Consider the following 23,816-nt stretch of genomic DNA (forward strand, 5'->3'; position numbering starts at 1 on the left):
ACCGGCACCATGGTGCGGTCGCCGCCGGTCGAAGCGCCCTGCCCGCCCGGCTGCTGCACCGAATGCGTCGCATCAAAAATCACCGGCGCGCCCATTGACGCCATGATCGGCAGCGAGCGCATATCGGAGACCAGCGTATTATAGCCGAAGGACGCGCCGCGCTCGCAAAGCAGCACATTCGGATTGCCGCTCTGGGTGAACTTCGCAAGCACGTTCTTCATGTCCCAAGGCGCCAGGAACTGGCCCTTCTTGACGTTGATGACGCGGCCGGTCCTGGCCGCCGCAATAAGCAGGTCGGTCTGGCGGCAGAGGAAGGCCGGGATCTGCAGGATGTCGACCGTCTCGGCCACGACGGCGCACTGCTCTTCCGTGTGAATGTCGGTCAGAACCGGGAAGCCGAACTCTTTCTTGAGGTCGGCAAAGATTTCCATGGCGGTTTCGAGCCCGAGGCCGCGCTTGCCGGAAATCGACGTGCGGTTGGCCTTGTCGTAGGAGGACTTGTAGACGAGGCCGATGCCGAGCTTGCTGCAGAGTTCCTTCAACGCGCCTGCCATCATGAAGGCGTGGTCGCGGCTTTCCATCTGGCAGGGACCGGCGATCAGCGACAGTTTTGCGTTCTGCGCGAAAACCACCTTGCCGCCTCCTTCGCCGACGGAGACGCTGGAGTTTGCGGTAACTTCCATGATCTATTCCTCGAAGCCGAACAAAACACCCTGGCCGGGCGCCGCCGAGACGAGAACACGGCCCTCCCGGCGGACGAATGCGACGTCATTAGCAGCAAGGGTGATCTCTGTCACGGCAAGATCGGCGGTTTTGAAGATGACCGCCCGGCCGCGCAGTCCTTCGGCGCCCGGGGTCGGCTGAACCGCAAATTCCGCCTCGAGCTCCCGATCCTGCAGGATCCGGATGCGGGCATTGGCCGCGGCAAGCTGGAGCGGTGCAGCCTCCGGCGCGGCCTTGGTCAGCAGCACCTGTTCGACCAGCGGAGCGAAATCGGCAGGTGTCGGGGCCGACAGGATGATTTCGCTCAGGCCGGTGACGGTATTGGCATGCCGCTCCAGCTCGCGGTCGGCAGGCAGCGGGTTGATGCGCTGGCAGGAAAACAGGAAGAACTCGGGCGCGCGGTCATCGCCGGCGAATGCCAGCCGGAAGCTCGCCTGCGTCTCGGAACCGTCGGCCAGGATCATGCCGCGGGAAAATTCCAGCACGTCGCCTGCCGAAACGCCGCGCATCTTGAAACGCGCATGATCGGCCATCGCATCGCGGGTCGCGACAACGAGAGCGGAAAAGCCCTGCCGGTTGGACGTCTTGCGGAAGGCGAGATCGCGAGCCGTGAAAACGTTGCCGCGCTTTGCCGCAACACCCGCATGGCGTCGGTTGGCAAGAGCCAGCGGCTCCAGGTAGGTCCCATCCGAGAAGAACACGCAAGCATTGGCGGTGCCGAAAGGATGAAAAGCATCCGGCGCAACTGTAAAACCGAGCTCCGTGAGCCGGGAACGCGCAGCGGTAAGTCCCGCCACCGGCAGCACGAGATGATCGATCGGTCTTGCGTTCACGCGAGGGCCCCCTGAATTGGAATCGCAAAGCTACTTTGGCAGCGGGCTGGCGCCGCGCAAGTGGTGTGACACCAGATATCTGGCACGCATCTATGAAGAAAAAATCATCATACTTCACAGAAATTTAGGGACTTGCGGAACACATATGGAACATATAGTGTCCGTTCTGGATTTGTTTCCGACTCTGAGGGTGCCAAAAGATGCTCACGCGCAAACAACAGGAATTGCTTCTGTTCATTCACGAACGCATGAAAGAATCCGGTATCCCGCCGTCATTCGACGAAATGAAGGACGCGCTCGACCTTGCGTCCAAGTCCGGAATCCATCGTCTGATCACGGCGCTCGAGGAGCGCGGCTTCATCCGCCGCCTGCCGAACCGGGCCCGCGCGCTGGAAGTCATCAAGCTCCCGGAAGCCTATTCGCCGAGCATTCAGCCGCGGCGCGGTTTTTCGCCCAGCGTCATCGAGGGCAGCCTCGGCAAACCGCAGCCGGCCGCAGCACCTCAGAAACTCGCGGCCAACGATGGCTCGTCGAACGCCACGACCGTTCCCGTCATGGGCCGCATCGCCGCCGGCGTGCCGATCTCGGCGATCCAGAACAACACGCACGACATCTCCGTGCCGGCCGAGATGCTCGGCTCCGGCGAGCATTACGCGCTGGAGGTCAAGGGCGATTCGATGATCGAGGCAGGCATTCTCGATGGCGACACCGTGATCATTCGCAACGGCACGACGGCCAATCCCGGCGACATCATCGTGGCGCTGGTGGACGATGAGGAAGCGACGCTGAAGCGTTTTCGCCGCCGCGGCGCCTCGATCGCGCTCGAAGCCGCCAACCCCGCCTACGAGACCCGCATTTTCGGGCCTGACCGGGTGAAGATCCAGGGCAAGCTCGTCGGCCTCATCCGCCGTTATCACTGATTAGCTGCCGGAGCGGTTCCGGCAACGCGTTGTCGAAACTCTGGCTTCGCCAATCGTAGTGGCGGTGCCTAGTCCAGGGCCGGTCCTCGGCCGCCATTGCGGCACGGACCTCCCAGCGTCGCATGTCGCCCGTGCCGTTCAGCGAAATCTCCAGCGCGCCGGTCTTTCTAAGCGTCGCGCCATTGATCATCAGTCCGCCGGACCGGCATCGGTCGAAACGTGCCCGCGGGGCGATGACAAGATCGGCGGCGTCGCAGGCAGCGCCGGCGTAACGGCCGTCTTCTACGGCCACGATGATGGCATTGCCCGTGCTTGCGGCGCACCAGGCCTTAGGCTCGCAGGTGAAGCGGTCGGAAGTCACCTGGCTTATTCGCAACCTCACTGTTTCGAGTTCCGCCGAGGTCAACTCGCGGCGCTTATCGTTTTTTGCGCCTGCTGGTTTGCGGTCGGGCGGCTTGTCCCTGGCCGGCGACATGTCCGGTTTGGTCGGGTCGCCGAGCAGAAGCGCCCTCTTCCACTGGTCGTAGATGAAATCAGGCGGGCGGGTGCGGTTGGTGGAAACCCGTTCCCCGTTTACGAGCGCCACCATTGTCCCGTCTTCCGAGACCAATATATCCGCCAGAGGCGTCGATCGCTCATGCCAGGAAAGCAGCAGAGCGGTCACCATCAGCGGCGGACCGATCAGCCTTAGCTTCGTCCTGAGCAGGGTCAGCAGCAGGAAGCCTGCCGTTGAGACCGTCAGGAACCATGGATGCTGGCGGCCTATCCCGACATCGCCACCCCAGGCAGCCACGTGCCCGGCAATAGCGATCACCGCTTCCAGGCCAAGGCCCATGAGCTTCATGAAGGGAGCATCAAGGCCGAAGGGCATCAGTAGCATGCCGACCAGACCGGCCGGCATCACCACGAAGGAGATGATCGGCATGGCTGCCAGGTTTGCGGCGAGGCCATAGGTGGCGATGCGATGGAAATGCTCGACCGAAAACATCGCGGTCGAAACGCCGCCGATCAGCGAGGTGACGAAGACGCCGGCTGCGAAATTCCACGATGCCAGGATCGGCATCACCATGCGGTGGCGGAACGGCAGAGGCTGAGGATCGCGGCCCTCGGCCCTCTGTTTCCAGAGCGCGTAACCGGCGACCAGGGCAACGGTGGCGGCAAACGACATCTGGAAGCTCGGCCCGAGCATTTCCGAGGGCGACATGGCGATGATGACGAGCGCGGACAGCGCCACATTGTGCAGGCTGATCGACGGTCGGTCGAAGAGGACGGCAACCAGCATGATTGCCATCATGATGTAGGCCCGCTCGGCCGAAACGCCGAAACCGGAGATCAGGTAATAGGCGGTGACCATTATCAGGGCGCCGAGTGCGGCGATCTTCTTCACCGGATAGGCGTGGCCGAAGCCCATAAAGACCGCGAGCACGGTCCGCACGCCGACGAAGAAGATACCGGCGGCGAGCGCCATGTTCAGTCCGGAAATGGCGACGATATGGGCTAATCCCGAAAGCCGTAAAGCTTCGGTCGTTCCCTTGGAGATTGCCCGGCGTTCGTCCGTCACGATTGCCGCGGCAAAGGCGCCGGAATCTCCCGGCACGGTCTCGCGGATACGGGTGGCGATTGCGCTGCGGAGATCGAAAAGCCGGCTTTCGATGTCGGCAATCCAGCTCCGGGTCGACGGACCGGCAGCCTGTTTTTTCGGCGCTCCATAAAAAAATCCGACCGCGCCGATGCCGTCGAAATAGGAGGAGAAGGCAAAGTCGTTGAGGCCAGGCAGTGCAGGTCCGGAGGGTGGTGAAAGGCGCGCGCGGCCGCTGATCGTCTCGCCGATCTGGGCGGGCTCATGTCGAGACCTTGCAAGCAGCGATACACGCTCCGGCGGGCGCCTGACTTCCGGATTGGATGTCCGGTCGATAAGGACGACATAGCGCCAACGGCCCTGGGCATCGATCTCCCTGCGCTCGACCACGCCGGCAAGTTCGGTTGTCACCGGCGTATCGAGAACGACGGTGGACCGCCGCCACGTCTCGAACTGTGCCAGCATCATGCCGCCCAGAAAGAGCGCGACACCGAGCGGCAAGAGATGGATCGTGCCGGAGCGGTGGCGCGAGACGATCACGAAGATCGTACATACGCAAAAAACGAGGAAAAACGGCCAGAACGCAGGGTTATAGGGCAGTGCGAACCAGCAGACGGCCCCTGCCCCGACGACGACCGGCAGGAAAAGGAAGCCATGGCCATAGACCATCTCCTCTTCCAGCATGATCGGGAAACTGCGTAGCAACCGATCGAGGCGCCGGCTCGCGGAGCGGCGAAAGCCCCCGTCCAGCGTATGGACCGGCGGGCGGCGCTCGATCGCGGGGAAAAGCTCGGCCAGATTTCGGAGCTTGCCCGAGTCGGGAGCGCTTGTGTTTATGCGGGGGTCCGGCGGCCGGGATATCAGTTTCCCTGCCTTGGCATGCGTCGGAAATGCATTTTCCTCCGGCATGAAACGCTCTGTCCGCCCCACCGCCAGACATGCGGCAATACAACCTGCGCGTTTCTTCTTCGGTCGTCAACTGGCGGTTAAATATCGGGAATTCCGAGCCACCGAAAGGGCATGCAACAGGAAGTTGGACATCCAAGCAAAAGCTGTTGCTCAATAATTTTTCGCGCTGCACAAAATGCCGTCACGACAGCTTGGCATCAGCTTTAGGATCATATAGCTAAACTGGTGGACGCTTAATTCTTGTGGCGCTTTTAGGGCGCCATGCCGCCAAAAGGTTGGAGGATCAGCATGACGGAAACAAGCGCAAATCTGGTAATCGGTGACAGACAAGTCGATCTGCCGGTCAAGTCGGGGACCATCGGTCCCGATGTGGTCGATATCGGCGCTCTCTACAAGCACACCGGCACCTTCACCTACGACCCCGGCTTCACCTCGACGGCGTCTTGCGAATCCAAGATCACCTATATCGATGGCGACGCCGGCATCCTGCTGCATCGCGGTTATCCGATCGAACAGCTCGCCGAGCACGGCGACTTCCTGGAAACCTGCTACCTGCTGCTTTACGGGGAACTGCCGACCGCTGCCCAGAAGAAGGACTTCGACTATCGCGTGACCCATCACACGATGGTGCATGAGCAGATGAGCCGCTTCTTCACCGGCTTCCGCCGCGACGCCCATCCGATGGCCGTCATGTGCGGCTGTGTCGGGGCGCTGTCTGCCTTCTATCACGACTCCACCGACATCACCGATCCGCACCAGCGCATGGTCGCTTCGCTGCGCATGATAGCCAAGATGCCGACGCTTGCCGCGATGGCCTACAAGTACCATATCGGCCAGCCCTTCGTTTATCCGCAGAACAACCTGGACTATGCGTCGAACTTCCTGCGCATGTGCTTTGCGGTTCCGTGCGAAGAGTATGTGGTCAATCCGGTGCTGTCGCGCGCCATGGACCGCATCTTCATCCTGCATGCCGACCATGAGCAGAACGCTTCGACCTCGACGGTCCGCCTCGCCGGCTCGTCGGGCGCCAACCCGTTCGCCTGCATCGCGGCCGGTATTGCCTGCCTCTGGGGCCCGGCTCACGGCGGCGCCAACGAAGCTGCGCTCAACATGCTGACGGAAATCGGCTCTGTCGACAAAATCCCGGAATATATCGCCCGCGCCAAGGACAAGAACGATCCGTTCCGCCTGATGGGCTTCGGTCACCGCGTCTACAAGAACTACGATCCGCGCGCCAAGATCATGCAGAAGACCACGCATGAAGTGCTCGGCGAACTCGGCCACAAGGACGATCCGCTGCTGCAGGTCGCGATGGAACTGGAACGCATCGCGCTCACCGACGAGTATTTCATCGAGAAGAAGCTCTACCCGAATATCGACTTCTATTCGGGCATCACGCTGAAGGCGATGGGCTTCCCCACCACCATGTTCACCGTGCTCTTCGCTCTCGCCCGCACCGTCGGCTGGATCGCCCAGTGGGCCGAAATGATCGAAGATCCGCAACAGCGCATCGGCCGCCCGCGTCAGCTCTATACCGGCGAAGCCCAGCGCGACTACATCCCGGTTTCCAAGCGTTAATCGGCAATCACAACCAAATAAAAACCCGGTCAGAAATGGCCGGGTTTTTTAGTGTCCAGAACCTGAAGAACGATGCCGGCGGCCGCCTCGCCCGGCGGCACGGGCACCTGCAGGCGCTCCCACGTAAGATCGAAACCTTCGATCATGGCGCGACGCTGCATCGTGTCGGAGGACAAGCGCTCGGCCCAGCGGCACAGGCTTGCCGGCCGCACCACCTCGTTGACGTATTCCGGCACGACGACATAGTCGGCGATCAGGTTCGGCAGGGCGCCGGACCAAGTCTTGATGCGTTTTGCGAGCATGGTGATCAGCCAGTCGGTCTTATAGGCCGAGACCAGTGGAATCCCGGCAAGACCGAGTTCCAGGATAACCGTGCCCGAGGCTGCAAGCGCCGCATCGGCTTCGGCGAATGCCGCCCATTTGCCGTCCGTATCAGCGGTGATCTCCGGCTTGACCTCGAAACCGGCAACGATCTCGCGCACCAGCTTTTCCTGGCGGGCAACCGTCGGCAGCACAAAGCGGGTCGGTCCGTTGCGGGCGACGAACTCGCGGGCCGCCTCGCCGAAGATCGGCAGTAGCGCCTTGATCTCCGCCGACCGGGAGCCCGGCAACAGCATGATCGTCCTCTGTTCGCCCTGTGCCTTTACGGGGCGTTCGGCGCGGATACCGCGGACCTTGAGGAGCGACGGATCGGCGGTCAGGCGGTGACCGACGAATGTTGTTTCCGGTCCGCCGAGACGCTTCATGGCCTCGGGCTCGAACGGCAGCACAGCCAGGACATGATCGACATAGGCGAGCATCGCCTTGGCGCGGTATTCCTTCCATGCCCAGACGCTTGGGCAGACGTAGTCGACAATCGGCAGGTCCGGCAGAGCGGCCCGCACCTTCTTGGCGACGCGATGGGTGAAATCAGGACTGTCGATGATGATCAGCACATCCGGCTTTGCAGCAACGATGGCCGCCACCGTCTGATTGATCCGCTTGACCAGGTTCGGCAGGCGGGCGATCACCTGGGTAAACCCCATGATCGACAGCTCCGAAAAATCGAAGAGCGGATTGAGGCCCTGCGCTTCGAGCGCCTCGCCGCCGACCCCGATGAGTTCGACCTCGCCTCCACAAGCTGCCTTCAAGGCCGTAATCAGATCGCCGCCGAGGAGATCGCCCGATACTTCGCCGGCGATGACGCCAACCTTCAAAGTCTTGACCATCACAATCCTCCTTGCGGCAGACCGGGATCGATACCGCAGACGAAAATACCGGCAGCATCGGCCGCGGCAATCATCTTCGCTTCTTCCAGCACAAGTGCGCGCCCCGCCTCCACGGCGATGCCCGCGAGCCCGGCCCGGATGACATTCTCCACGGTCGACGGGCCGATCGTCGGCAGGTCGGCGCGCATGTCCTGCTGCGGTTTGCATAGCTTGACGAGCACGCCCTTGCGGCGGGCCGAAATACGGCCCTCGGCGCGCAATGCCGCCACCCGTTCGAGCATCCGGTCCGTGCCTTCGACGCCCTCAAGCGCCACGACACGTCCACCGACGCTGACGGCGCCCTGGCCGATATCGAGTTCGCCGAGACGCTTGGCGGCTTCGGACGCACGATCGATGTCGCGGCGATCATCATCGGATGGCGTATGAGCACCGAGCGGTCCGGTCTTGGCGAGCAGGCCGGGGACGATGTCATGGGCGCCCAGCACCTCGCAGCCCATCGCCTCGATGAGCTTGATGACCATCTGGAGCACTGAATCGTCACCGCCGGACAGCAGCGTGCGAACCACGGAGGGGACTTTCAGAATGGTGCGGAAGGTTGGATGGATGTCACGCCAGTCAGGCCTTCGCGCCACGCCTCCCGACAGGATGACGCGGGTGACGCCCTTGTCGCGAAACAGGCGCTCGATTGCGGCAAGATCGCCGACGCCGACGGAAACCGCCTCGAAACCATCAAAGCTGTGATCGGATTCATTGGCGAGCGCGAGAATGAGCGGCGCTTCACCGGCCTGCTGCGCGGCTTTTGCTACGTAGAGGGGTAAAAAGCCCTTCCCGGCGATGATCGCCAGCCGGCCCTTCGGCGCGAGGCTCGGGAGGCCGGCCATCGCGGGTCAGCCCTTGCCGCGGAACGTCGAGGAAATGGCGCGATCGCTATCGGCCGCGATAAAATCAAGGATTTCCATCGCTTCCTTGCAATCGGCGTAGTCGTTACGGATCGCCGCTGCGTTGGCGCGGATATTGCTCTCGCCCTCGAAGATCTGCTTGAAGGCGCGGCGGACGACATGGATGGTCGCCCGTTCAATGCCGGCGCGGGTCATGCCGACCACGTTGAGACCACCGAGCACGCCGGGATTGCCGTTCAGCATGCCATACGGGATGACGTCGTAATTGACGGCCGTTAGCCCGCCGATGAAAGCCTGGCGGCCGATGCGGGTGAACTGATGCACGGCGCAGCCGCCACCGAGGATCGCCCGATCAGCCACATGGACATGGCCCGCGAGCATGACATTGTTCGACATGATGATGTCGTTGCCGAGCTGACAGTCATGCGCCACGTGCGAATTGGCGAGGAACAGGCAGTTGTCGCCAACGACGGTCTTGCCGCCGCCGCCGACCGTGCCGCAATTCATCGTCACGCCTTCGCGCATGGTACAATTATCGCCAACCGTCAGCGTCGAATCCTCGCCAGCCTCATGAAGGCTCTGGGAGACGCCGCCGATGATCGCCATCGGGAAAATTCGGCAGTTGCGGCCGATCTCGGTACGGCCGCTTACCACAGCATGCGAAACCAGCTCGACGCCATCCTTCAGCACCACACGCGGACCGACATGCGAAAACGGGCCGACGACGACATTCTCGCCGATGACGGCACCGTCCTCGACCAAAGCTAACGGATGGATGCGTGCGCTAGCTGCAATGCTTTTCATTCTTCTTCCTTGCGCCGGATCATCGCGCCGATATCGGCTTCGGCAACAAGTACGCCGTCTACCTTCGCGTCACAATGGAATTTCCAGATATTGCCGCGCTGTTTCTGCTTGGTGACATGGAACTCGACCCGGTCGCCCGGCACGACCGGCTTGCGGAAGCGGGCATTGTCGATGGTCATGAAGTAGACGAGATTGCCACCCTCGCCTTCCTTCCTGGCGCAGATTGCGCCGGCGGTCTGCGCCATGCCTTCAATCAGCAGCACGCCCGGCATGATCGGCCGCTCCGGGAAATGCCCGGTGAAATGCGGCTCGTTGGCGGTGACGTTCTTGATGCCGATCGCGGAATTATCGCCATCGATCTCGACGATCTTATCGACCAGGAGAAAAGGATAGCGGTGCGGCAGCAGCTTCATGATTTCCTGAATATCGGCCGCGCCGAGCACCGGCTTGGTCTCATCAGTCATTCTTCTTCTCTCCTCTGCGTTTCGCCCGCTCGTCCGAACGCATCAAGACTTCCGCGGTATCGCGGAGGAAATCCGGCATCGGGCGGGCGGGAATGCCGCCATAACGCGCCCCGGCGGGAATATCCCCCACCACACCGCTCATCGCGGCGATCTGCACGCCGTCTCCAATCGAGATGTGTCCATTAATACCGGATGCGCCACCGATCAATACTCCGTCGCCGATCCGCGTCGAACCGGCAATACCTGCGCCGCTCGCAATGCCGCAATGGCGGCCGATGCGGACGTTGTGGGCGATCTGAACCTGATTGTCGATCTTGGTGCCTTCGCCGATGACCGTATCATCCATGGCGCCGCGATCGACGGTCGTGTTGGCGCCGATCTCGACATTGTCCTGGATGATGACGCGGCCGATCTGAACGATTTTCAGCATGCCTCTCGGACCCGGAGCAAAACCGAAGCCATCCTGGCCGATGCGAACGCCATTATGGATGATCACGCCATTGCCGATGAGAGCTGCAACGACGCTCGCACCCGCGGCGATCGTGCAATCCCGGCCGATCTTGACGTCGGCGCCGATGACGCTGCCGGCGCCGATGCGGCTGCCGGTGCCGATTTCCGCCCGCGCGCCGATCACGGCCATGGGCTCGACTTCGACGCCGGGTTCAAGCCTGGCGGTTGGATCCACGAAAGCGGCCGGCGAAATGCCGGGCGGAAACGAGGTGATCGGGGATGGTCGCATCGCGATCGGATGCAGGATAGCACCCGCCTGCGCAAACGCCGTGTGCGGGGTCTTGGTCAGCACAACCGGGATATGGGCCGGGATGATGGAACGGATCGCCGTGTCACAAATAATCGCGGAAGCCTTGCAGCTTTCCAGTTCGCGACGGCTTTTCCGGGACAGGATATAACAGATCTCGCCTTCGCCGGCCCGCGCAACCGGCGCAACGGAACGGATCAGCCGATCTCCGGCGCTGCCATCAAGCAATTCGGCCCCAAGAAGGGCGGCCAACTCGCGCAGGCTCACGCCATCATGGGGCGGAAAGAATTCATTGTGGTCCATAAAGCTAAAGCTCCAGAACAGATTTCCGCCCGCAATCGCGAGCGGAGATGATCAGAACTGGTTCGCCATGCTGAACCGGAATTCCTGGGTTTCGTCGAAGTCTTCCTTCATGACGGGATGCGCGTAGTCGAAGCGGATGTTGCCGAACGGCGACGCCCACATGATACCCGCACCGACCGAAGCACGCCAGTTCATGCTGGTGCCCTGCGCGGTGCTGGTGCCGAGCGGAACATCGTTGCCGTAAAGTGTACCGGCATCGGCAAAGACAGCAGCACGCAGACCGAAGTCTTCCGGAACAGCCGGCATCGGCATCGTCATTTCGGCAGAGGCCGTAAAGTAGGTCGTGCCGCCGAGCGCGTCGCCGTGATCAGTCGTACGCGGACCGATACCGTCGTTCTCGAAGCCGCGGACCTGACGACCGCCGATCGTGAACTGGTCGAAGACATGCAGATTGTCGCCGGTGGAAACCACATGGCCGGCGCCGACTGCGATGGAGCCGATCAGGTCAGCTTCTGTCGACAGAAGCTGGAAGTAACGGGCACGACCGGAAATCTTGTAGAAGTCGGAGTCGCCACCGAGACCTGCATATTCATGCGTGATCGTCGCGTAGATGCCTTCGCGCGGCAGCGTCTGGCTGTCGAGCGTATTGTAGGTCAGCGTCTGCGAAATCGACGATTGAACGAACTTGCCGTTGTCGATCATCGAGATGTAAGGCGACGAAAGATTGTCGTCTACGGTGCCAGGAACGCCGTCAGCGCCGAAGGCACCGTCGTTGGAGTATTCGATTTCCTTGTAGGTGTAGCGGAACGTCGTCGCCAGATCTTCGGTGATCGGCGCCGTAACGCGCAGGGTGACGCCCTGCTCGTTGTAATCGTAATAGCTGTTCGACGAGGTCTTGCTCTTGAAGAGGTCGAAACCGGCCGCCAGACGATAACCGAGGAAGTAGGGCTCGGTGAACGAAAGATTGTAGCTGCGCGCTTCGTCAAGACCACCGCCGACTGCGACGCGGATGAACTGGCCACGGCCGAGGAAGTTCTTTTCTTCGATCGAAGCTTCGAGCAGGAAGCCGTCGCCGCCAGCGGAGTAACCGGCACCGATACCGAACGAACCGGTCGGCTGGTCTTCGACATCGACAACGATGACGACGCGATCGGGCGACGAGCCCTGCGAAGTCGAGATGTTGACTGAGGTGAAGTAACCGAGCGCTTCAAGGCGACGCTTGGCGCGCGAGATCATTTCCTGGTTGAAGGCGTCGCCTTCGCTGAAATCGAATTCGCGGCGGATGACATAGTCACGCGTGCGGGTGTTGCCACGGATCTCGATACGCTCGACATAGGCGCGCTCGCCCTGGTCGACCAGGTAGGAAACACCGACCGTGTGGTTTTGCATATTACGGTCGCCGCGCGGCGTGACGCGGGCAAACGGATAACCGGCCGCTGCGACGCGCTTGGAGATCGCTTCCATGGTCTTCTGGATTTCGCGGGCGTCGTAGACGTTGCCGGCACGGGTCTTAACCAGACCTTCGAGGTCCTGGCTGCTGATCCCCTGGACGGTGGATTCGACCGAGACGTTGCCGTATTCGTAACGCTGGCCTTCCTCGACCGTGAAGCTGATATTGTACTTGTTGCCCGATGCGTCGAGCACAGCTTCCGACGAGATGACGCGGAAGTCCGGATAACCGTGATTGTAATAGAACTGGCGCAACGCTTCTTCGTCGGCGCGCAGCTTGTCCTCGCTGTAGACGTCCTTGCGGGTCAAGAAGGACAGCGGACCGGATTCCTTGGTGACGATCACCGACTTCAGGCGGCCATCGCCGTAAGCCTGATTGCCGACGAAATTGATGTCGGCGATCTTGGTGCGGTCGCCTTCGTTGATGACGAAGGCGAGATTGACGCGTCCCTGGCCGACATCAGCTGTCTGGGTGGTGATCTGGACGTCGCTGCGGCCGATCGCACGATAAGCTTCGCGCAGACGCTGGATATCCGCGTCGATCAGGGCCTGATTATATGGGCCGAGCGGCTGGGTCTGCACCACGGCCTGAAGCTTCTCGTCGGTGATCTTGCGGTTTCCGTTGAACACGACCTGGTTGATGAGCTGATTTTCGCTCACCGACACGACGAGCGTGCTGCCGGAAACACTGATTTTGACATCCGAGAAGTAGCCGGTCGAATAGAGCTTGCGGACCGATTCATCGATGTCGTTGTTGGAGAAGTTGACACCCGGACGGATGGTCAGGTTGGAACGGACGGCCTCCTCGCCGGCACGCTGTGCGCCGCGGACCTGAACGTTCCGGATAACCGCCGCTTCGGCAGAAAGTGCGGAAGCAAGTACCAGTACACCTGCGCCCGATGCAACAACACTAGCAGACAGCGCAAACGCCGACACTGCGTTCAAAAACTTTGAACCAGCCTTCATTTCAATTCTTACCTTTTCCCGTTGTCCCTCGGCGGGTGGTGCCCGACTCCGGCCACGTGTGTCGTTTTACCTTCTTTTGACCTACAAGCAAGGCATCGCGTTAATTTCTGTTTACTTACTTCCCTTGCGTGACCCAATGGCCACGCAACTGTTGGAAACATGGTGAACAAACGGTTTCTTTTACGATTTGAAGGACATCAGCCGATCAGATTGCTGATGTCGTTGAAGGTCGCGAACACCATCAGGCTCAAAACCATCGCAAGCCCGATACGAAAGGCGATCTCCTGCGCTCCCGCGCCAAGCGGCCGGCCACGGATGGCCTCGATTGCGTAGAAGACGAGATGGCCGCCGTCCAGAACTGGCACAGGCATGAGGTTCAAAAGCCCAATTGAGACGGAAAGAACGGCTGCGAGCTGGACCACTGCTGCAAAGCCGAGCGACGCCATCTGCCCCGATGCCTGGGCAACCCTGACCGGCCCGCCGAGCTGGTCGGCCTTCATCCGGCCGGTCACCAGATTTCCGATATAGCGGAAGGTGCCGGTGACGATATGGCCGGTCTCGGTGACGCCTTCGGCAACGGCCTGCAGCGGCGTGAACGTCTCGATGCGGAAATTGCCGCGCTGTTCGTTGGTGACGATGCCGATCAGGCCGAGCTCGACCTTGTTGCCGAACTGGTCGGTGACCTCGGAGCGCTTCGGCACCATCGGCAGATCGAGATCCTGGCCGTTGCGCTCGACCGTCACGACGATCGGGGTCTCCGGCCTGATGCTGACATAACGCCGCACGTCGTCGAAAGTCCGGATGCGCGAACCGTCAAGAGCCACGAGCCGATCGCCGGGCTGCACGCCAGCGGCAAGGGCGGCGCTATTCGGCTGAACCTCGGCAACCACCGGATCGGCGACCACCTTGCCATAGACGCTGAAGAGGACGGCGAAAATCGCGATTGCCAGAATGAAATTGGCGATCGGGCCGGCCGCAACGGTAGCGGCCCTCTTCCAAAGCTTGGCGCCTGCGAGCGTCCTCGCCTTGTCTTCCTCGCTCATGCCCGCAAGGCCGCTCGCATCCGGCATGCTCGCGGCATCCTCGTCGCCAAAGAATTTGACGTAGCCGCCAAGCGGGATCGCCGAGATCTTCCAGCGGGTGCCGTGACTATCGGTGAAGCCTATGAGTTCCGGGCCGAAGCCGACCGAGAAGGCGGTTACCCGGATGCCGCACCAGCGCCCGACGAGATAGTGTCCCATCTCGTGCACAAAGACGAGCAGGGACAAGACCAGCACGAAGGGGATGATGTAGCCGGTGAAGAAGCTGAGGATGGCCATCAAAGTTTCCGTTTCAACATTGTAGCGGCCGCCCAGTCCTCAAAAGCCGAAGAGAAAGCCTGCAACCGATATATCAAGATGGCCCGTCGTGGCCGCATAAACAAGCGTCAGCAGGAACGCTCCGAAACAGGCGAAAACGAGGCCGTCGACGCGGTCCATGACGCCGCCATGCCCCGGGATGAGGTGGCTGGAATCCTTCACCCCAAACCGGCGCTTGATGAACGATTCGAACAGGTCGCCTATCTGGCTTGCGACCGAGAGCAGAAATGCGATCGCCACCGTCCAGATCGACAGCCGGGAAAACACGCCGAGCGTCAGGGCCGAGCTCGCAATCACGCCCGACACTGTGCCGCCGATCGCGCCCGACCAGGTCTTGCCGGGAGAAATCCGCGGCGCCAGTTTTGGCCCCTGCAGGGCACGACCGACAAAATAGGCGAGAATGTCGGTCGCCCAGACGACCGCGAAAATGAAAAGCGTCGCGACCAACCCCGCCTGGTCCTCGGCGCGGATCGCGGCGAGCGAGATACCGCTCAAGCCTGCGTAAAAGATGCCACCCGGCAGCCACCAGCTACCCTTGCGCAGCAGCACGAAAAGAATGGCGGTGATCATCGCGCCGCCGAGAATCGGCACAGAGAGCTCGCCTTCGTCAGCGACGAGATCAATGGCGATCAGAACAATGGAGAGCCAGCCAAAGGCGTTGGCACGAAAATCGCGCTCGGCCGCCCGCGTGATCGTCGACCACTCGTAATAGATCAGCACCGCCATGACGGCCGCCACGACGCGGAATGTCAGGCCGCCATACCAGGTGGCCGTCAGCACCACGACCGCCAGAACCAATGCGGATGCAATGCGGCGCTTCAGTTCAGCGCTCATCAACCGCCCACCGCTATCGTCTTGTCCGATAGGCCACCGAAGCGGCGGTCGCGCGAGGCATAGATCTTCAGGGCGTCGAGGAAGAGCTTCCGATCGAAATCCGGCCAGTAGTCCGGCAGGAAGACAAGTTCGGAATAGGCCGCCTGCCACAGCAGAAAGTTCGAAAGCCGTTCCTCGCCGCTAGTGCGGATGATGAGATCCGGATCGGGAATGCCGGCGGTGTCCAGCTTTGCGCTGATCTTGTCCGGGTCGATCTCGGATGCCTTGAGGATGCCGGCCTCGACGTCGCGCGCAAGCATCGCGACGGCGCGGGCGATCTCATCGCGGGCACCGTAGTTGAAGGCGATGATCAGTGTCAGCGACGTATTGAACTTTGTGGTTTCCTCGGCTTCGAGAAGAAGCGGGAGGATGTCGCTGCGCAGTTTTTCGCGCTCGCCGATCACCCGGATGCGGATGTTCTCGCGGTGCAGTTCGGCCAGATCCTGGCGGATGAAGCGCCGGAGGAGACCGAGGAGATCCCTCACCTCGGTTTCAGGCCTGCTCCAGTTCTCCGAAGAAAACGCAAAGAGCGTCAGATATTTGACGCCCGCATCGCCGGCAGCCCGTACCGTTTCGCGAACCGCTTCGACGCCCTTGCTGTGTCCGACCGTACGAGGAAGCCCGCGCTTGTTGGCCCAGCGTCCATTACCATCCATGATGATGGCAACGTGTTGAGGGATGATTGCAAGCTCGGGGTTCACCATATTCTATGCGGCTCCTTTGGCCGCCGGGAATATGGCGGCAAACCAGGCCTAAATTAGACCTGCATGATTTCCTTTTCCTTGTCGCCAAGCAAGCGGTCGACTTCGGAAATCGTATCATCCGTCATCTTCTGCACTTTTTCCGACTGCGAGCGACTTTCGTCCTGGCCGATGTCGCCGTCCTTTTCGGCCTTTTTCAGGCCGTCCATGCCATCGCGGCGGACGTGACGTACAGCAACCTTCGCCTTTTCCGCATAATCATGCGCGACCTTGACCAGCGACTTGCGGCGCTCTTCATTGAGCTCGGGGAGCGGAATGCGCAGGCTCTGGCCATCGACGATCGGGTTGAGGCCGAGGTTTGATTCGCGGATCGCCCGGTCGACGGCGCCGACCATCGACTTGTCCCAGATGGACACGCCGAGCATGCGCGCTTCCGGCACGGTGATGTTGGCCACCTGGTTGAGCGGCACGCGCGAACCATAGGCTTCGACCATCACCGGATCGAGAATATTGGCCGAGGCGCGGCCGGTGCGCAGCGAGGCGATATCGCTTTTGAAGGCGTTGATCGCGCCTTCCATGCGGCGCTTGATGTCGTTGAGGTCGTTTCCACTCATCCGTCTACTCCCGTATGTTGTCTGGGCGGCCAGCGATGCCGCGCCTCAATTGTCCGCTACGATGGTCTTGCGGCCGCCGCCGGTCAAGATTTGGGCGAAGCCGCCCTTCTCATGGATCGAAAAAACGATGATCGGGATGGAATTTTCGCGGGCGAGCGCCACCGCTGCCACGTCCATCACCGCCAGACCCTTTTCGAGCACTTCGCCGTGCGTCAGCGTCTCGAAGCGGGTCGCCGTCGGGTCCTTCTTGGGATCGGCCGAATAGATGCCGTCCACCTGGGTGCCCTTGAAGATCGCCTCCGCACCGATTTCGGCCGCGCGTAGCGCTGCCGCCGAATCGGTCGTGAAGAACGGATTGCCGGTGCCGCCGGCGAAGATCACCACCCTGCCCTGCGCCATATGATGCAGCGCCTGGCGCTGCGAAAAGCTCTCGCAGATCTCCGGCATCGAGATCGCCGACAGAACCACGGTATCGACGTTCAGCTTGCGCAGCGAGGTGGCGAGCGCCAGCGCGTTGATCACGGTGCCTAGCATCCCCATATGGTCGCCGGTCACCCGGTCGCCACCCTTGGAAGCGACCGCGACGCCGCGAAAGATATTACCGCCGCCGACGACCACGCCGACATCGACGCCCATGGCGCGCGCTTCGGCGATATCGGAGGCGACTCGATCGGCAACTGCGACATCGATGCCGAAACCCTGGCTGCCCATCAGAGCTTCACCGGAGGCCTTGAGCAAGACACGCTTGTAGAGGGGCTGAGGCGACATGGAGGCTCCTTGAAATCGAAATGCATGCGGAGGGTCAAACGGCTTGCGGATACACGAAGGGCACCGGCTTGTCACCGGTGCCCTTGCGCTTTCGACAGCTTTAGCTAACGAATATCAGCCTTTGGCGACTGCCGCGACTTCAGCGGCAAAATCCGTTTCTTCCTTTTCGACACCTTCGCCAAGCAGAAGACGGGCCATGCCGACGACTTCGATCGAAGCGCCGGCGAGCTTTTCAGCGTCCTTGACAGCCTGGCCGACGGTCACTTCCGGGTTGACGACGAAGGCCTGCGACAGAAGGGCAACTTCTTCGAAGAACTTGCGCATGCGGCCGTCGACCATCTTTTCGATGATGGCTTCCGGCTTGCCGGAAGCGCGCGACTGCTCGATGAAGACGTTGCGCTCGCGCTCAGCCACAGCCGCATCGACTTCTTCGGCGCGGATGGCGAGCGGGTTGGTGGCAGCAATGTGCATGGCGACCTGACGGCCGATCGAGCTCAGGACTTCCTTGTCGCCGACCGACTTCAGGGCGACCAGAACGCCGAGCTTGCCGATGCCGTCGCCGGCAGCGTTATGGACATAGGTCGCAACGACGCCGTGCTCGACCTGCAGCAGGGCGGCGCGACGCAGCGTCATGTTCTCGCCGATCGTGGCGATCGCGTCCTTGATGGTGTCGGCAACCGGCTTGCCGGAAGCCGGATAGGTGGCAGCCGAGATTGCTTCGACGGAACCGTCGGTCGTCAGGGCGACGCTTGCAACGCCGCGGACGAGGTCCTGGAACGCATCGTTGCGGGCAACGAAGTCGGTTTCCGAGTTGAGCTCGATGACGACAGCCCTGTGGCCGGCGCTGGCGATGCCGATCAGGCCTTCAGCCGCGGTGCGGCCGGACTTCTTGTCGGCCTTGGAAATGCCCTTGGCACGCAGCCAGTCGATCGCCGCTTCGATGTCGCCGTTCGTTTCGGTCAGCGCCTTCTTGCAGTCCATCATGCCTGCGCCAGACTTTTCGCGCAGTTCCTTTACCAGTGCAGCGGTGATTTCAGCCATTGTTTTGCCTCTTGTCGGTTCAAGTGCTTCTCGCCGGAAAAACGTCGGCGGACTCAAAAGTTTTGGGACGAATGTACCCGGAAGTGTGACAGCGTGATGAAGACATCACGAAAGCGATCGCCTCGACGACCAAGCGGTGGCGGCTCGCCTTGAAACGACCAAGGCCAGGGATCGGTATCTCTGGCCTCGATCGAATTTCAGAAAGGAGGAGCGGTTAAGCCGCTCCATCCGGGCTTTAAGCTTCTGCTTCTGCTTCGCCTTCGAGCGCCGGCTCGATCGGAGCTTCTGCAGAGGCACCGATGTCGCGGCCCGAAGCGCCCTGCTGGCGAGCGATACCATCGATGGCAGCGCGGGCGATCAGGTCGGTGTAGAGAGCGATGGCGCGCGAGGCGTCGTCATTGCCCGGGATCGGGTAGTCGATGAGGTCCGGATCGCAGTTCGAATCGATGATAGCAACGACCGGGATGCCCAGGCGCTTGGCTTCGTCGATAGCGATCTTTTCCTTGTTGGTGTCGATGATGAACATCAGGTCCGGAGTGCCGCCCATGTCGCGGATACCGCCGAGAGCCTTGTCCAGCTTTTCGCGTTCGCGCTCGAGGTTCAGGCGTTCCTTCTTGGAGTAGCCGGACTGTTCCGAGTTGAGGATTTCGTCGAGCTTGCGCAGGCGCTGGATCGAGTTCGAAATGGTCTTCCAGTTGGTCATCATGCCGCCGAGCCAGCGGGAGTTGACGTAATACTGGGCCGAACGCTTGGCCGAGTCGGCAATCAGTTCAGACGCCTGGCGCTTGGTGCCGACGAACAGAACGCGGCCGCCGCGGGCGACGGTGTCGGACACGACCTGAAGGGCGCGCGACAGCATCGGAACGGTCTGGGCCAGGTCGATGATGTGGATGTTGTTACGGTCGCCGAAGATGTACGGCTTCATCTTCGGGTTCCAGCGGTGAGTCTGGTGGCCGAAGTGAACGCCTGCTTCGAGAAGCTGGCGCATAGAGAAATCGGGCAATGCCATGCCTTGTTATCCTTTTCCGGTTGAACCTCCGCAAGGCGAACAGCACCCTCTTCGAGAATGCCACCGGGCGGAACAGTCCGGATTTCTCCCGGACAATCCCATGCCTTACGTGTGGAATGCGGCTGGCCATACATTCGATTTGCCGCAAAAGCAAGTGCTTTTGCCGGAAATTGCCTCAGCGGGCCAGCCAGTGACCGGCAATTGACAGAGGACGGCTATTTCGCCGGCGCGGGGCATGGATCCTGCGGCTTCAGGAGCTCCAGCTTGACCAGGCTGCCGGACAGCACGAAGTCGCCGTAATCCATGGTGAGATCGCGGGTGATGCCGTTTTCGTAGAGCTTGAACGACATATTGTAGACGGGGGTGGGATCGCCGGCGGCATTTTCGTTGAAATAGGCGATCGTCACCGGCCAATAGGCCGTCTTTGCGAACTCGCCCGCCTTGTCGGCATCCACATCGTCCTTCTGCACCGTCTGCGACTTGCCGATCACCGTCGTCGTCAGGAGCGCCTGGTCGCCGTTTTCCGAACCGTCGAAGACCCGCGCCTCGAAGAAGTTCTTACCCTGCTTGGCATTCGCGATGACGTCCAGCATATGGCTGGTCGGGAAATCGCTCGCCGGCAGGTCGATCTCGCGGCCGTCGGGCTGGGTAATTGCCACCTTGACGCCCTTGTCGGCGATCGACGCATCGCCGGTCAGCTGCTTGTCGAGCTGCTCGTCGGTGAAGGACTTGGTCTCGAAATGGAACTGGTTTGCGGCCATGTCCTCGAAGGTCGTAGTCTGCTGGTCGCTGAGGCGCGTCTCCTCGCCCGTGTCGATCTTGGTGACCAGCCGGAAATTGGTGGAAAAACCGGTGCAGGCCGAGCCGGTGAACTCATAGACCATGCGGCCGAACATGCCTTCGATGCCCGAACGTTCAGAGGCATTCTTGAGCTTCAGGTCGTAAATGGCGCGATGCGGGACGAGCAGCCGGGCGGCACCGTCGGTCGTCGCGTCCGCGGAGGTGGCAGCCGCAAGGCTCAGACCGCCGGCAAGGATCACCCCGAGGCTCATTCGCAACATTCACATTCTCCTGTTGGACTCAGTCGGGGATGTTATAAGAACGCCATCTGACCAAGCTAAGGCCTTGATGCAGGATTTTTGAAGAATTTACAACAAAACGGGAGTCGAAAATGACCGAAGCCATCGAAGGCCGCCTGAAGGAACTGGGGATCGAACTCCCCGTCGCGGCCGCACCCGCCGCCAATTACGTGCCCTACGTGATTACCGGCAACCTGCTGTTCATCTCCGGCCAGCTGCCGAATGAAAACGGCAAGGTGGCCGTCACCGGCCTTGTCGGCGCGGATGTCGACGTGCCGGCAGCGAGCCGTGCGGCCGAACTCTGCGCCATCAATATCCTCGCCCAGGCGAAAGCGGCATTGGGCGGCGATCTCGGCCGGATCAAGCGGGTGGTCAAGCTTTCGAGCTTCGTCGCCTCGGCGCCCGGCTTCACCGAACAGCATATCGTCACCAACGGCGCATCGAACCTGATCGCCAACGTTCTCGGCGACGCAGGCAAGCATGCGCGGGCTGCCGTCGGCATGGCGGCGCTGCCATTCAACGCCTCCGTCGAAATCGAAGCCATTATCGAGATCGAAGCATGACCGACGTCACCTGGATCAAGGACCTTCCGGTCGCCCATCGCGGTTATCACGATATGAACCACCAAGTCTGGGAAAACACCCTGTCGGCGTTTTCCCGCGCTGTGGAGGCCGGCTTTGCGATCGAATGCGACGTACAGCTTGCCGCCGACAGCGTGCCGGTGATCTTCCACGATCACGATCTCGAACGGCTCTGCGGCATCAAGGGCGATATCCGCGAAAAGACCTCAGCCGAACTCGGTATGCTTTCGGTCGGGGCCACGAAGGACAAGGTGCCGACGCTGAAGCAGATGCTTGCCCTCGTCGCCGGCAAGGTGCCTCTGGTGATTGAGGTCAAGGGACGCGAAGGCGACGGCGACGACGACGGGTTCGCCGAGGCGGTGCTCGAGGTCCTCGAAGGTTATCAGGGCAAGGTGGCGCTGATGAGCTTCGATTACCACATCCTGCGCGACCTAAAAAATGCCGGTTCGCCCTACCCGCTCGGCCTCACCGCCATGGGCGACAAGCCGGAAGAATTCTTCGAGCACGACGAGGCCATGCAGCTCGGCCTCGACTTCATTTCTTACCACTATCCCCATCTGCCGAACACGTTCATCACAGCCCAGAGAGCGACTGGAATTCCGGTCATTACCTGGACCGTGAGGGATGCAAACGGCCGCGAACATACCTATAAATATGCAGACCAGATGACCTTCGAAGGTTTTGATCCGCGGGAGGTTTCCTCCCCCTCCCTGTAAAGCAGAGCATGACCGGCAATCTTACCATCCGCATCGAAAAATCCTTCTGCGCGATCAGCCCGGCAAGCTGGTCGCGCCTTTCGGGCACTTCCAAGTCCTCCTCTTCGGAAACGCCCTACAATCCGTTCCTGTCGCACGCCTTTCTCTCGGCGCTGGAGGAATCGGGTTCCGCCACCGCCAAGACCGGCTGGCTCGGCCATCACCTTCTCCTCGAAGACGACAAGGGCACGCTGATCGGCGCGGTTCCTGGTTATCTGAAAAGCCATAGCCAGGGCGAATACGTCTTCGACCACGGCTGGGCCGACGCGTTCGAGCGCGCCGGCGGGCGTTATTATCCCAAACTGCAGTGCACCGTGCCGTTCACGCCGGCGAGCGGGCCGCGCCTGCTCGTCTGCGAAGGCTACGACCGGGATTCGACCGAACTGACGCTGGCGGCCGGTCTCCAGGAGGTGACACGCCAGCTCGGCATCTCTTCCGCACATGTGACCTTCGTCGCGGAAGACCAGGTCGCTGCTTTCGAAGAGGCCGACTACCTGCACCGCACCGACAAGCAGTTCCATTTCATCAACGAAGGTTACGAGAACCACGACGCCTTCCTCGAAACGCTCGCCTCGCGCAAACGCAAGGCGCTGAAGAAGGAACGGCGCTCGGCCCTGGAAAACGGTATTTCGATCGACTGGCTGACCGGCAAAGACCTCACCGAGGACATCTGGGACCAGTTCTTCGAATTCTACATGGACACTGGCGGTCGCAAATGGGGCCGCCCTTACCTGACGCGAAAATTCTATTCGCTGATCGGCGAGCGAATGCCCGAAGACATCCTGCTGGTGATGGCCAAACGCGAGGGAAAATACGTCGCCGGCGCGATCAATTTCATCGGCGGGGACGCGCTTTACGGCCGCCACTGGGGTTGTGTCGAGGACCATCCCTTCCTGCATTTCGAGGTCTGTTACCACCAGGCGATCGATTTCGCGCTCGCTAAGGGCCTGAAGCGCGTCGAAGCGGGCGCGCAAGGGGAACACAAGCTGGCGCGCGGTTACCTGCCTGTCACCACCCATTCGATGCACTATATCGCACATGCGGGGCTGAGGCGCGCGATCGCCGACTATCTGGAACACGAGCGCGAAGACGTGGAGCAGATGACGGAATATCTTGCCGAGCACAGCCCGTTCCGCAAGGGCGAGCGCCAGCAGGAACAGGATTAGGGCCCGGAAAGATCGGGCCGGCAAAACAAGGAGAGGACATCGCAATGAGCGGACAGGCTTACGACAGCAACAACATTTTCGGGAAAATCCTGCGCGGCGAGATCCCGTGCCACCGCGTCTACGAGGATGCCGATACGCTTGCCTTCATGGATGTCATGCCGCAGTCGCCCGGTCACCTGCTGGTGCTCCCGAAAGCCCCGTCGCGCAATATTCTCGATGCCGATCCTGCCGTGCTTTCGAAGGTCATCCCGGTGGTGCAGAAACTCGCCAGAGCTGCCAAGGAGGCTTTCGAGGCGGACGGCATCACCGTCATCCAGTTCAACGAACCGGCCGCCGGACAGACTGTCTACCACCTGCATTTCCACGTCGTCCCGCGCTACGAGGGACAGCCGCTGAAACCCCATTCGGGCCAGATGGAGAATAACGACGTACTCGCGGCGAATGCCGAGAAGATCATCGGCGAATTGGGCAATTAAGCT

Annotated in this window: 23 protein-coding genes; 6 read left to right on the forward strand and 17 right to left on the reverse strand. The window is 61.3% G+C overall.

Annotated elements, in window-relative coordinates:
• Window positions 1-683: 3-deoxy-8-phosphooctulonate synthase (kdsA, locus tag MOV61_RS07760; RefSeq protein ID WP_258718821.1), on the reverse strand; the 683-nt coding region annotated here is incomplete at its 3' end.
• 3 nt (window positions 684-686) lie between these two features.
• Complete coding sequence (locus MOV61_RS07765; RefSeq protein ID WP_247136165.1) at window positions 687-1,556, reverse strand: VOC family protein; 870 nt, start codon at window positions 1,554-1,556, stop codon at window positions 687-689.
• Window positions 1,557-1,756: 200 nt separating this feature from the next.
• Between MOV61_RS07765 and lexA the strand changes: the two genes are divergently transcribed.
• Window positions 1,757-2,476 carry a transcriptional repressor LexA gene (lexA, locus tag MOV61_RS07770; RefSeq protein WP_038542624.1) on the forward strand — a complete coding sequence of 240 codons (720 nt, stop codon included), beginning with the start codon at window positions 1,757-1,759 and terminating at the stop codon, window positions 2,474-2,476.
• Here the strand turns inward: lexA and MOV61_RS07775 are convergent.
• Window positions 2,457-4,964 carry a ComEC/Rec2 family competence protein gene (locus MOV61_RS07775; RefSeq protein WP_247136166.1) on the reverse strand — a complete coding sequence of 836 codons (2,508 nt, stop codon included), beginning with the start codon at window positions 4,962-4,964 and terminating at the stop codon, window positions 2,457-2,459. The genes lexA and MOV61_RS07775 overlap by 20 nt on opposite strands.
• Before the next feature lie 288 nt (window positions 4,965-5,252).
• Between MOV61_RS07775 and gltA the strand changes: the two genes are divergently transcribed.
• Entirely contained in the window at window positions 5,253-6,542 is a 1,290-nt protein-coding gene (gltA, locus tag MOV61_RS07780) for a citrate synthase (protein ID WP_247136167.1), read from the forward strand.
• A 29-nt stretch (window positions 6,543-6,571) separates the two neighbouring features.
• Here gltA and lpxB read toward each other — a convergent pair whose 3' ends face one another.
• The 14 genes from lpxB to MOV61_RS07850 form a co-directional block, all read right to left on the reverse strand.
• A complete protein-coding gene (gene lpxB, locus MOV61_RS07785) occupies window positions 6,572-7,750 on the reverse strand; it encodes a lipid-A-disaccharide synthase (RefSeq protein WP_247136168.1) in 1,179 nt (392 codons plus the stop codon).
• A complete protein-coding gene (locus tag MOV61_RS07790; protein ID WP_247136169.1) occupies window positions 7,750-8,631 on the reverse strand; it encodes an LpxI family protein in 882 nt (293 codons plus the stop codon). The genes lpxB and MOV61_RS07790 overlap by 1 nt, the downstream gene beginning before the upstream one ends.
• Before the next feature lie 6 nt (window positions 8,632-8,637).
• Window positions 8,638-9,453, reverse strand: a complete 816-nt coding sequence (gene lpxA, locus MOV61_RS07795; RefSeq protein WP_247136170.1) for an acyl-ACP--UDP-N-acetylglucosamine O-acyltransferase — start codon at window positions 9,451-9,453, stop codon at window positions 8,638-8,640.
• Complete coding sequence (gene fabZ / locus MOV61_RS07800; RefSeq protein WP_038542613.1) at window positions 9,450-9,917, reverse strand: 3-hydroxyacyl-ACP dehydratase FabZ; 468 nt, start codon at window positions 9,915-9,917, stop codon at window positions 9,450-9,452. The genes lpxA and fabZ overlap by 4 nt, the downstream gene beginning before the upstream one ends.
• Window positions 9,910-10,977, reverse strand: a complete 1,068-nt coding sequence (gene lpxD, locus MOV61_RS07805; protein ID WP_247136171.1) for a UDP-3-O-(3-hydroxymyristoyl)glucosamine N-acyltransferase — start codon at window positions 10,975-10,977, stop codon at window positions 9,910-9,912. Before lpxD ends, fabZ begins: the two co-directional genes overlap by 8 nt.
• A gap of 51 nt (window positions 10,978-11,028) precedes the next feature.
• Window positions 11,029-13,392 (reverse strand): outer membrane protein assembly factor BamA, encoded by a 2,364-nt coding sequence (gene bamA / locus MOV61_RS07810; RefSeq protein ID WP_038542610.1) that lies wholly within the window; start codon window positions 13,390-13,392, stop codon window positions 11,029-11,031.
• A gap of 197 nt (window positions 13,393-13,589) precedes the next feature.
• Window positions 13,590-14,711 carry an RIP metalloprotease RseP gene (rseP, locus tag MOV61_RS07815; RefSeq protein ID WP_038586352.1) on the reverse strand — a complete coding sequence of 374 codons (1,122 nt, stop codon included), beginning with the start codon at window positions 14,709-14,711 and terminating at the stop codon, window positions 13,590-13,592.
• A 39-nt stretch (window positions 14,712-14,750) separates the two neighbouring features.
• Window positions 14,751-15,584 (reverse strand): phosphatidate cytidylyltransferase, encoded by an 834-nt coding sequence (locus MOV61_RS07820; protein ID WP_247033341.1) that lies wholly within the window; start codon window positions 15,582-15,584, stop codon window positions 14,751-14,753.
• Window positions 15,584-16,327, reverse strand: a complete 744-nt coding sequence (locus MOV61_RS07825) for an isoprenyl transferase (protein ID WP_038542604.1) — start codon at window positions 16,325-16,327, stop codon at window positions 15,584-15,586. Before MOV61_RS07825 ends, MOV61_RS07820 begins: the two co-directional genes overlap by 1 nt.
• Before the next feature lie 53 nt (window positions 16,328-16,380).
• Complete coding sequence (frr, locus tag MOV61_RS07830; RefSeq protein WP_247136172.1) at window positions 16,381-16,938, reverse strand: ribosome recycling factor; 558 nt, start codon at window positions 16,936-16,938, stop codon at window positions 16,381-16,383.
• A gap of 45 nt (window positions 16,939-16,983) precedes the next feature.
• Entirely contained in the window at window positions 16,984-17,706 is a 723-nt protein-coding gene (pyrH, locus tag MOV61_RS07835) for a UMP kinase (protein WP_038542600.1), read from the reverse strand.
• Between the two features lie 114 nt (window positions 17,707-17,820).
• The gene (gene tsf / locus MOV61_RS07840) at window positions 17,821-18,747 is read right to left on the reverse strand and encodes a translation elongation factor Ts (protein ID WP_247033340.1); all 927 of its coding nucleotides are present in this window, start codon (window positions 18,745-18,747) and stop codon (window positions 17,821-17,823) included.
• A gap of 235 nt (window positions 18,748-18,982) precedes the next feature.
• A complete protein-coding gene (rpsB, locus tag MOV61_RS07845; protein WP_007758342.1) occupies window positions 18,983-19,756 on the reverse strand; it encodes a 30S ribosomal protein S2 in 774 nt (257 codons plus the stop codon).
• Window positions 19,757-19,971: 215 nt separating this feature from the next.
• Complete coding sequence (locus MOV61_RS07850) at window positions 19,972-20,817, reverse strand: cell envelope integrity EipB family protein (protein ID WP_247033339.1); 846 nt, start codon at window positions 20,815-20,817, stop codon at window positions 19,972-19,974.
• 110 nt (window positions 20,818-20,927) lie between these two features.
• Here MOV61_RS07850 and MOV61_RS07855 point away from each other — a divergent pair, with 110 nt between their 5' ends.
• Genes MOV61_RS07855 through MOV61_RS07870 form a run of 4 tightly spaced genes read left to right on the forward strand, consistent with a single transcriptional unit; the run spans window position 20,928 to window position 23,813 of the window.
• Window positions 20,928-21,398: a RidA family protein gene (locus tag MOV61_RS07855; protein WP_247136173.1), complete on the forward strand. Its 471-nt coding sequence runs from the start codon at window positions 20,928-20,930 to the stop codon at window positions 21,396-21,398.
• On the forward strand, window positions 21,395-22,132 hold the full coding sequence (locus MOV61_RS07860; RefSeq protein WP_247136174.1) for a glycerophosphodiester phosphodiesterase: 738 nt from the start codon (window positions 21,395-21,397) through the stop codon (window positions 22,130-22,132). The genes MOV61_RS07855 and MOV61_RS07860 overlap by 4 nt, the downstream gene beginning before the upstream one ends.
• Before the next feature lie 8 nt (window positions 22,133-22,140).
• Window positions 22,141-23,337, forward strand: coding sequence for a GNAT family N-acetyltransferase (locus MOV61_RS07865; RefSeq protein WP_247136175.1), 1,197 nt, complete (start codon window positions 22,141-22,143; stop codon window positions 23,335-23,337).
• A 44-nt stretch (window positions 23,338-23,381) separates the two neighbouring features.
• Complete coding sequence (locus tag MOV61_RS07870; protein ID WP_247136176.1) at window positions 23,382-23,813, forward strand: HIT family protein; 432 nt, start codon at window positions 23,382-23,384, stop codon at window positions 23,811-23,813.
• The last annotated feature ends 3 nt before the right edge of the window (window positions 23,814-23,816 follow it).

It is taken from the genome of Neorhizobium sp. BETTINA12A (genome assembly GCF_023006485.1).
Lineage (GTDB): Bacteria > Pseudomonadota > Alphaproteobacteria > Rhizobiales > Rhizobiaceae > Neorhizobium.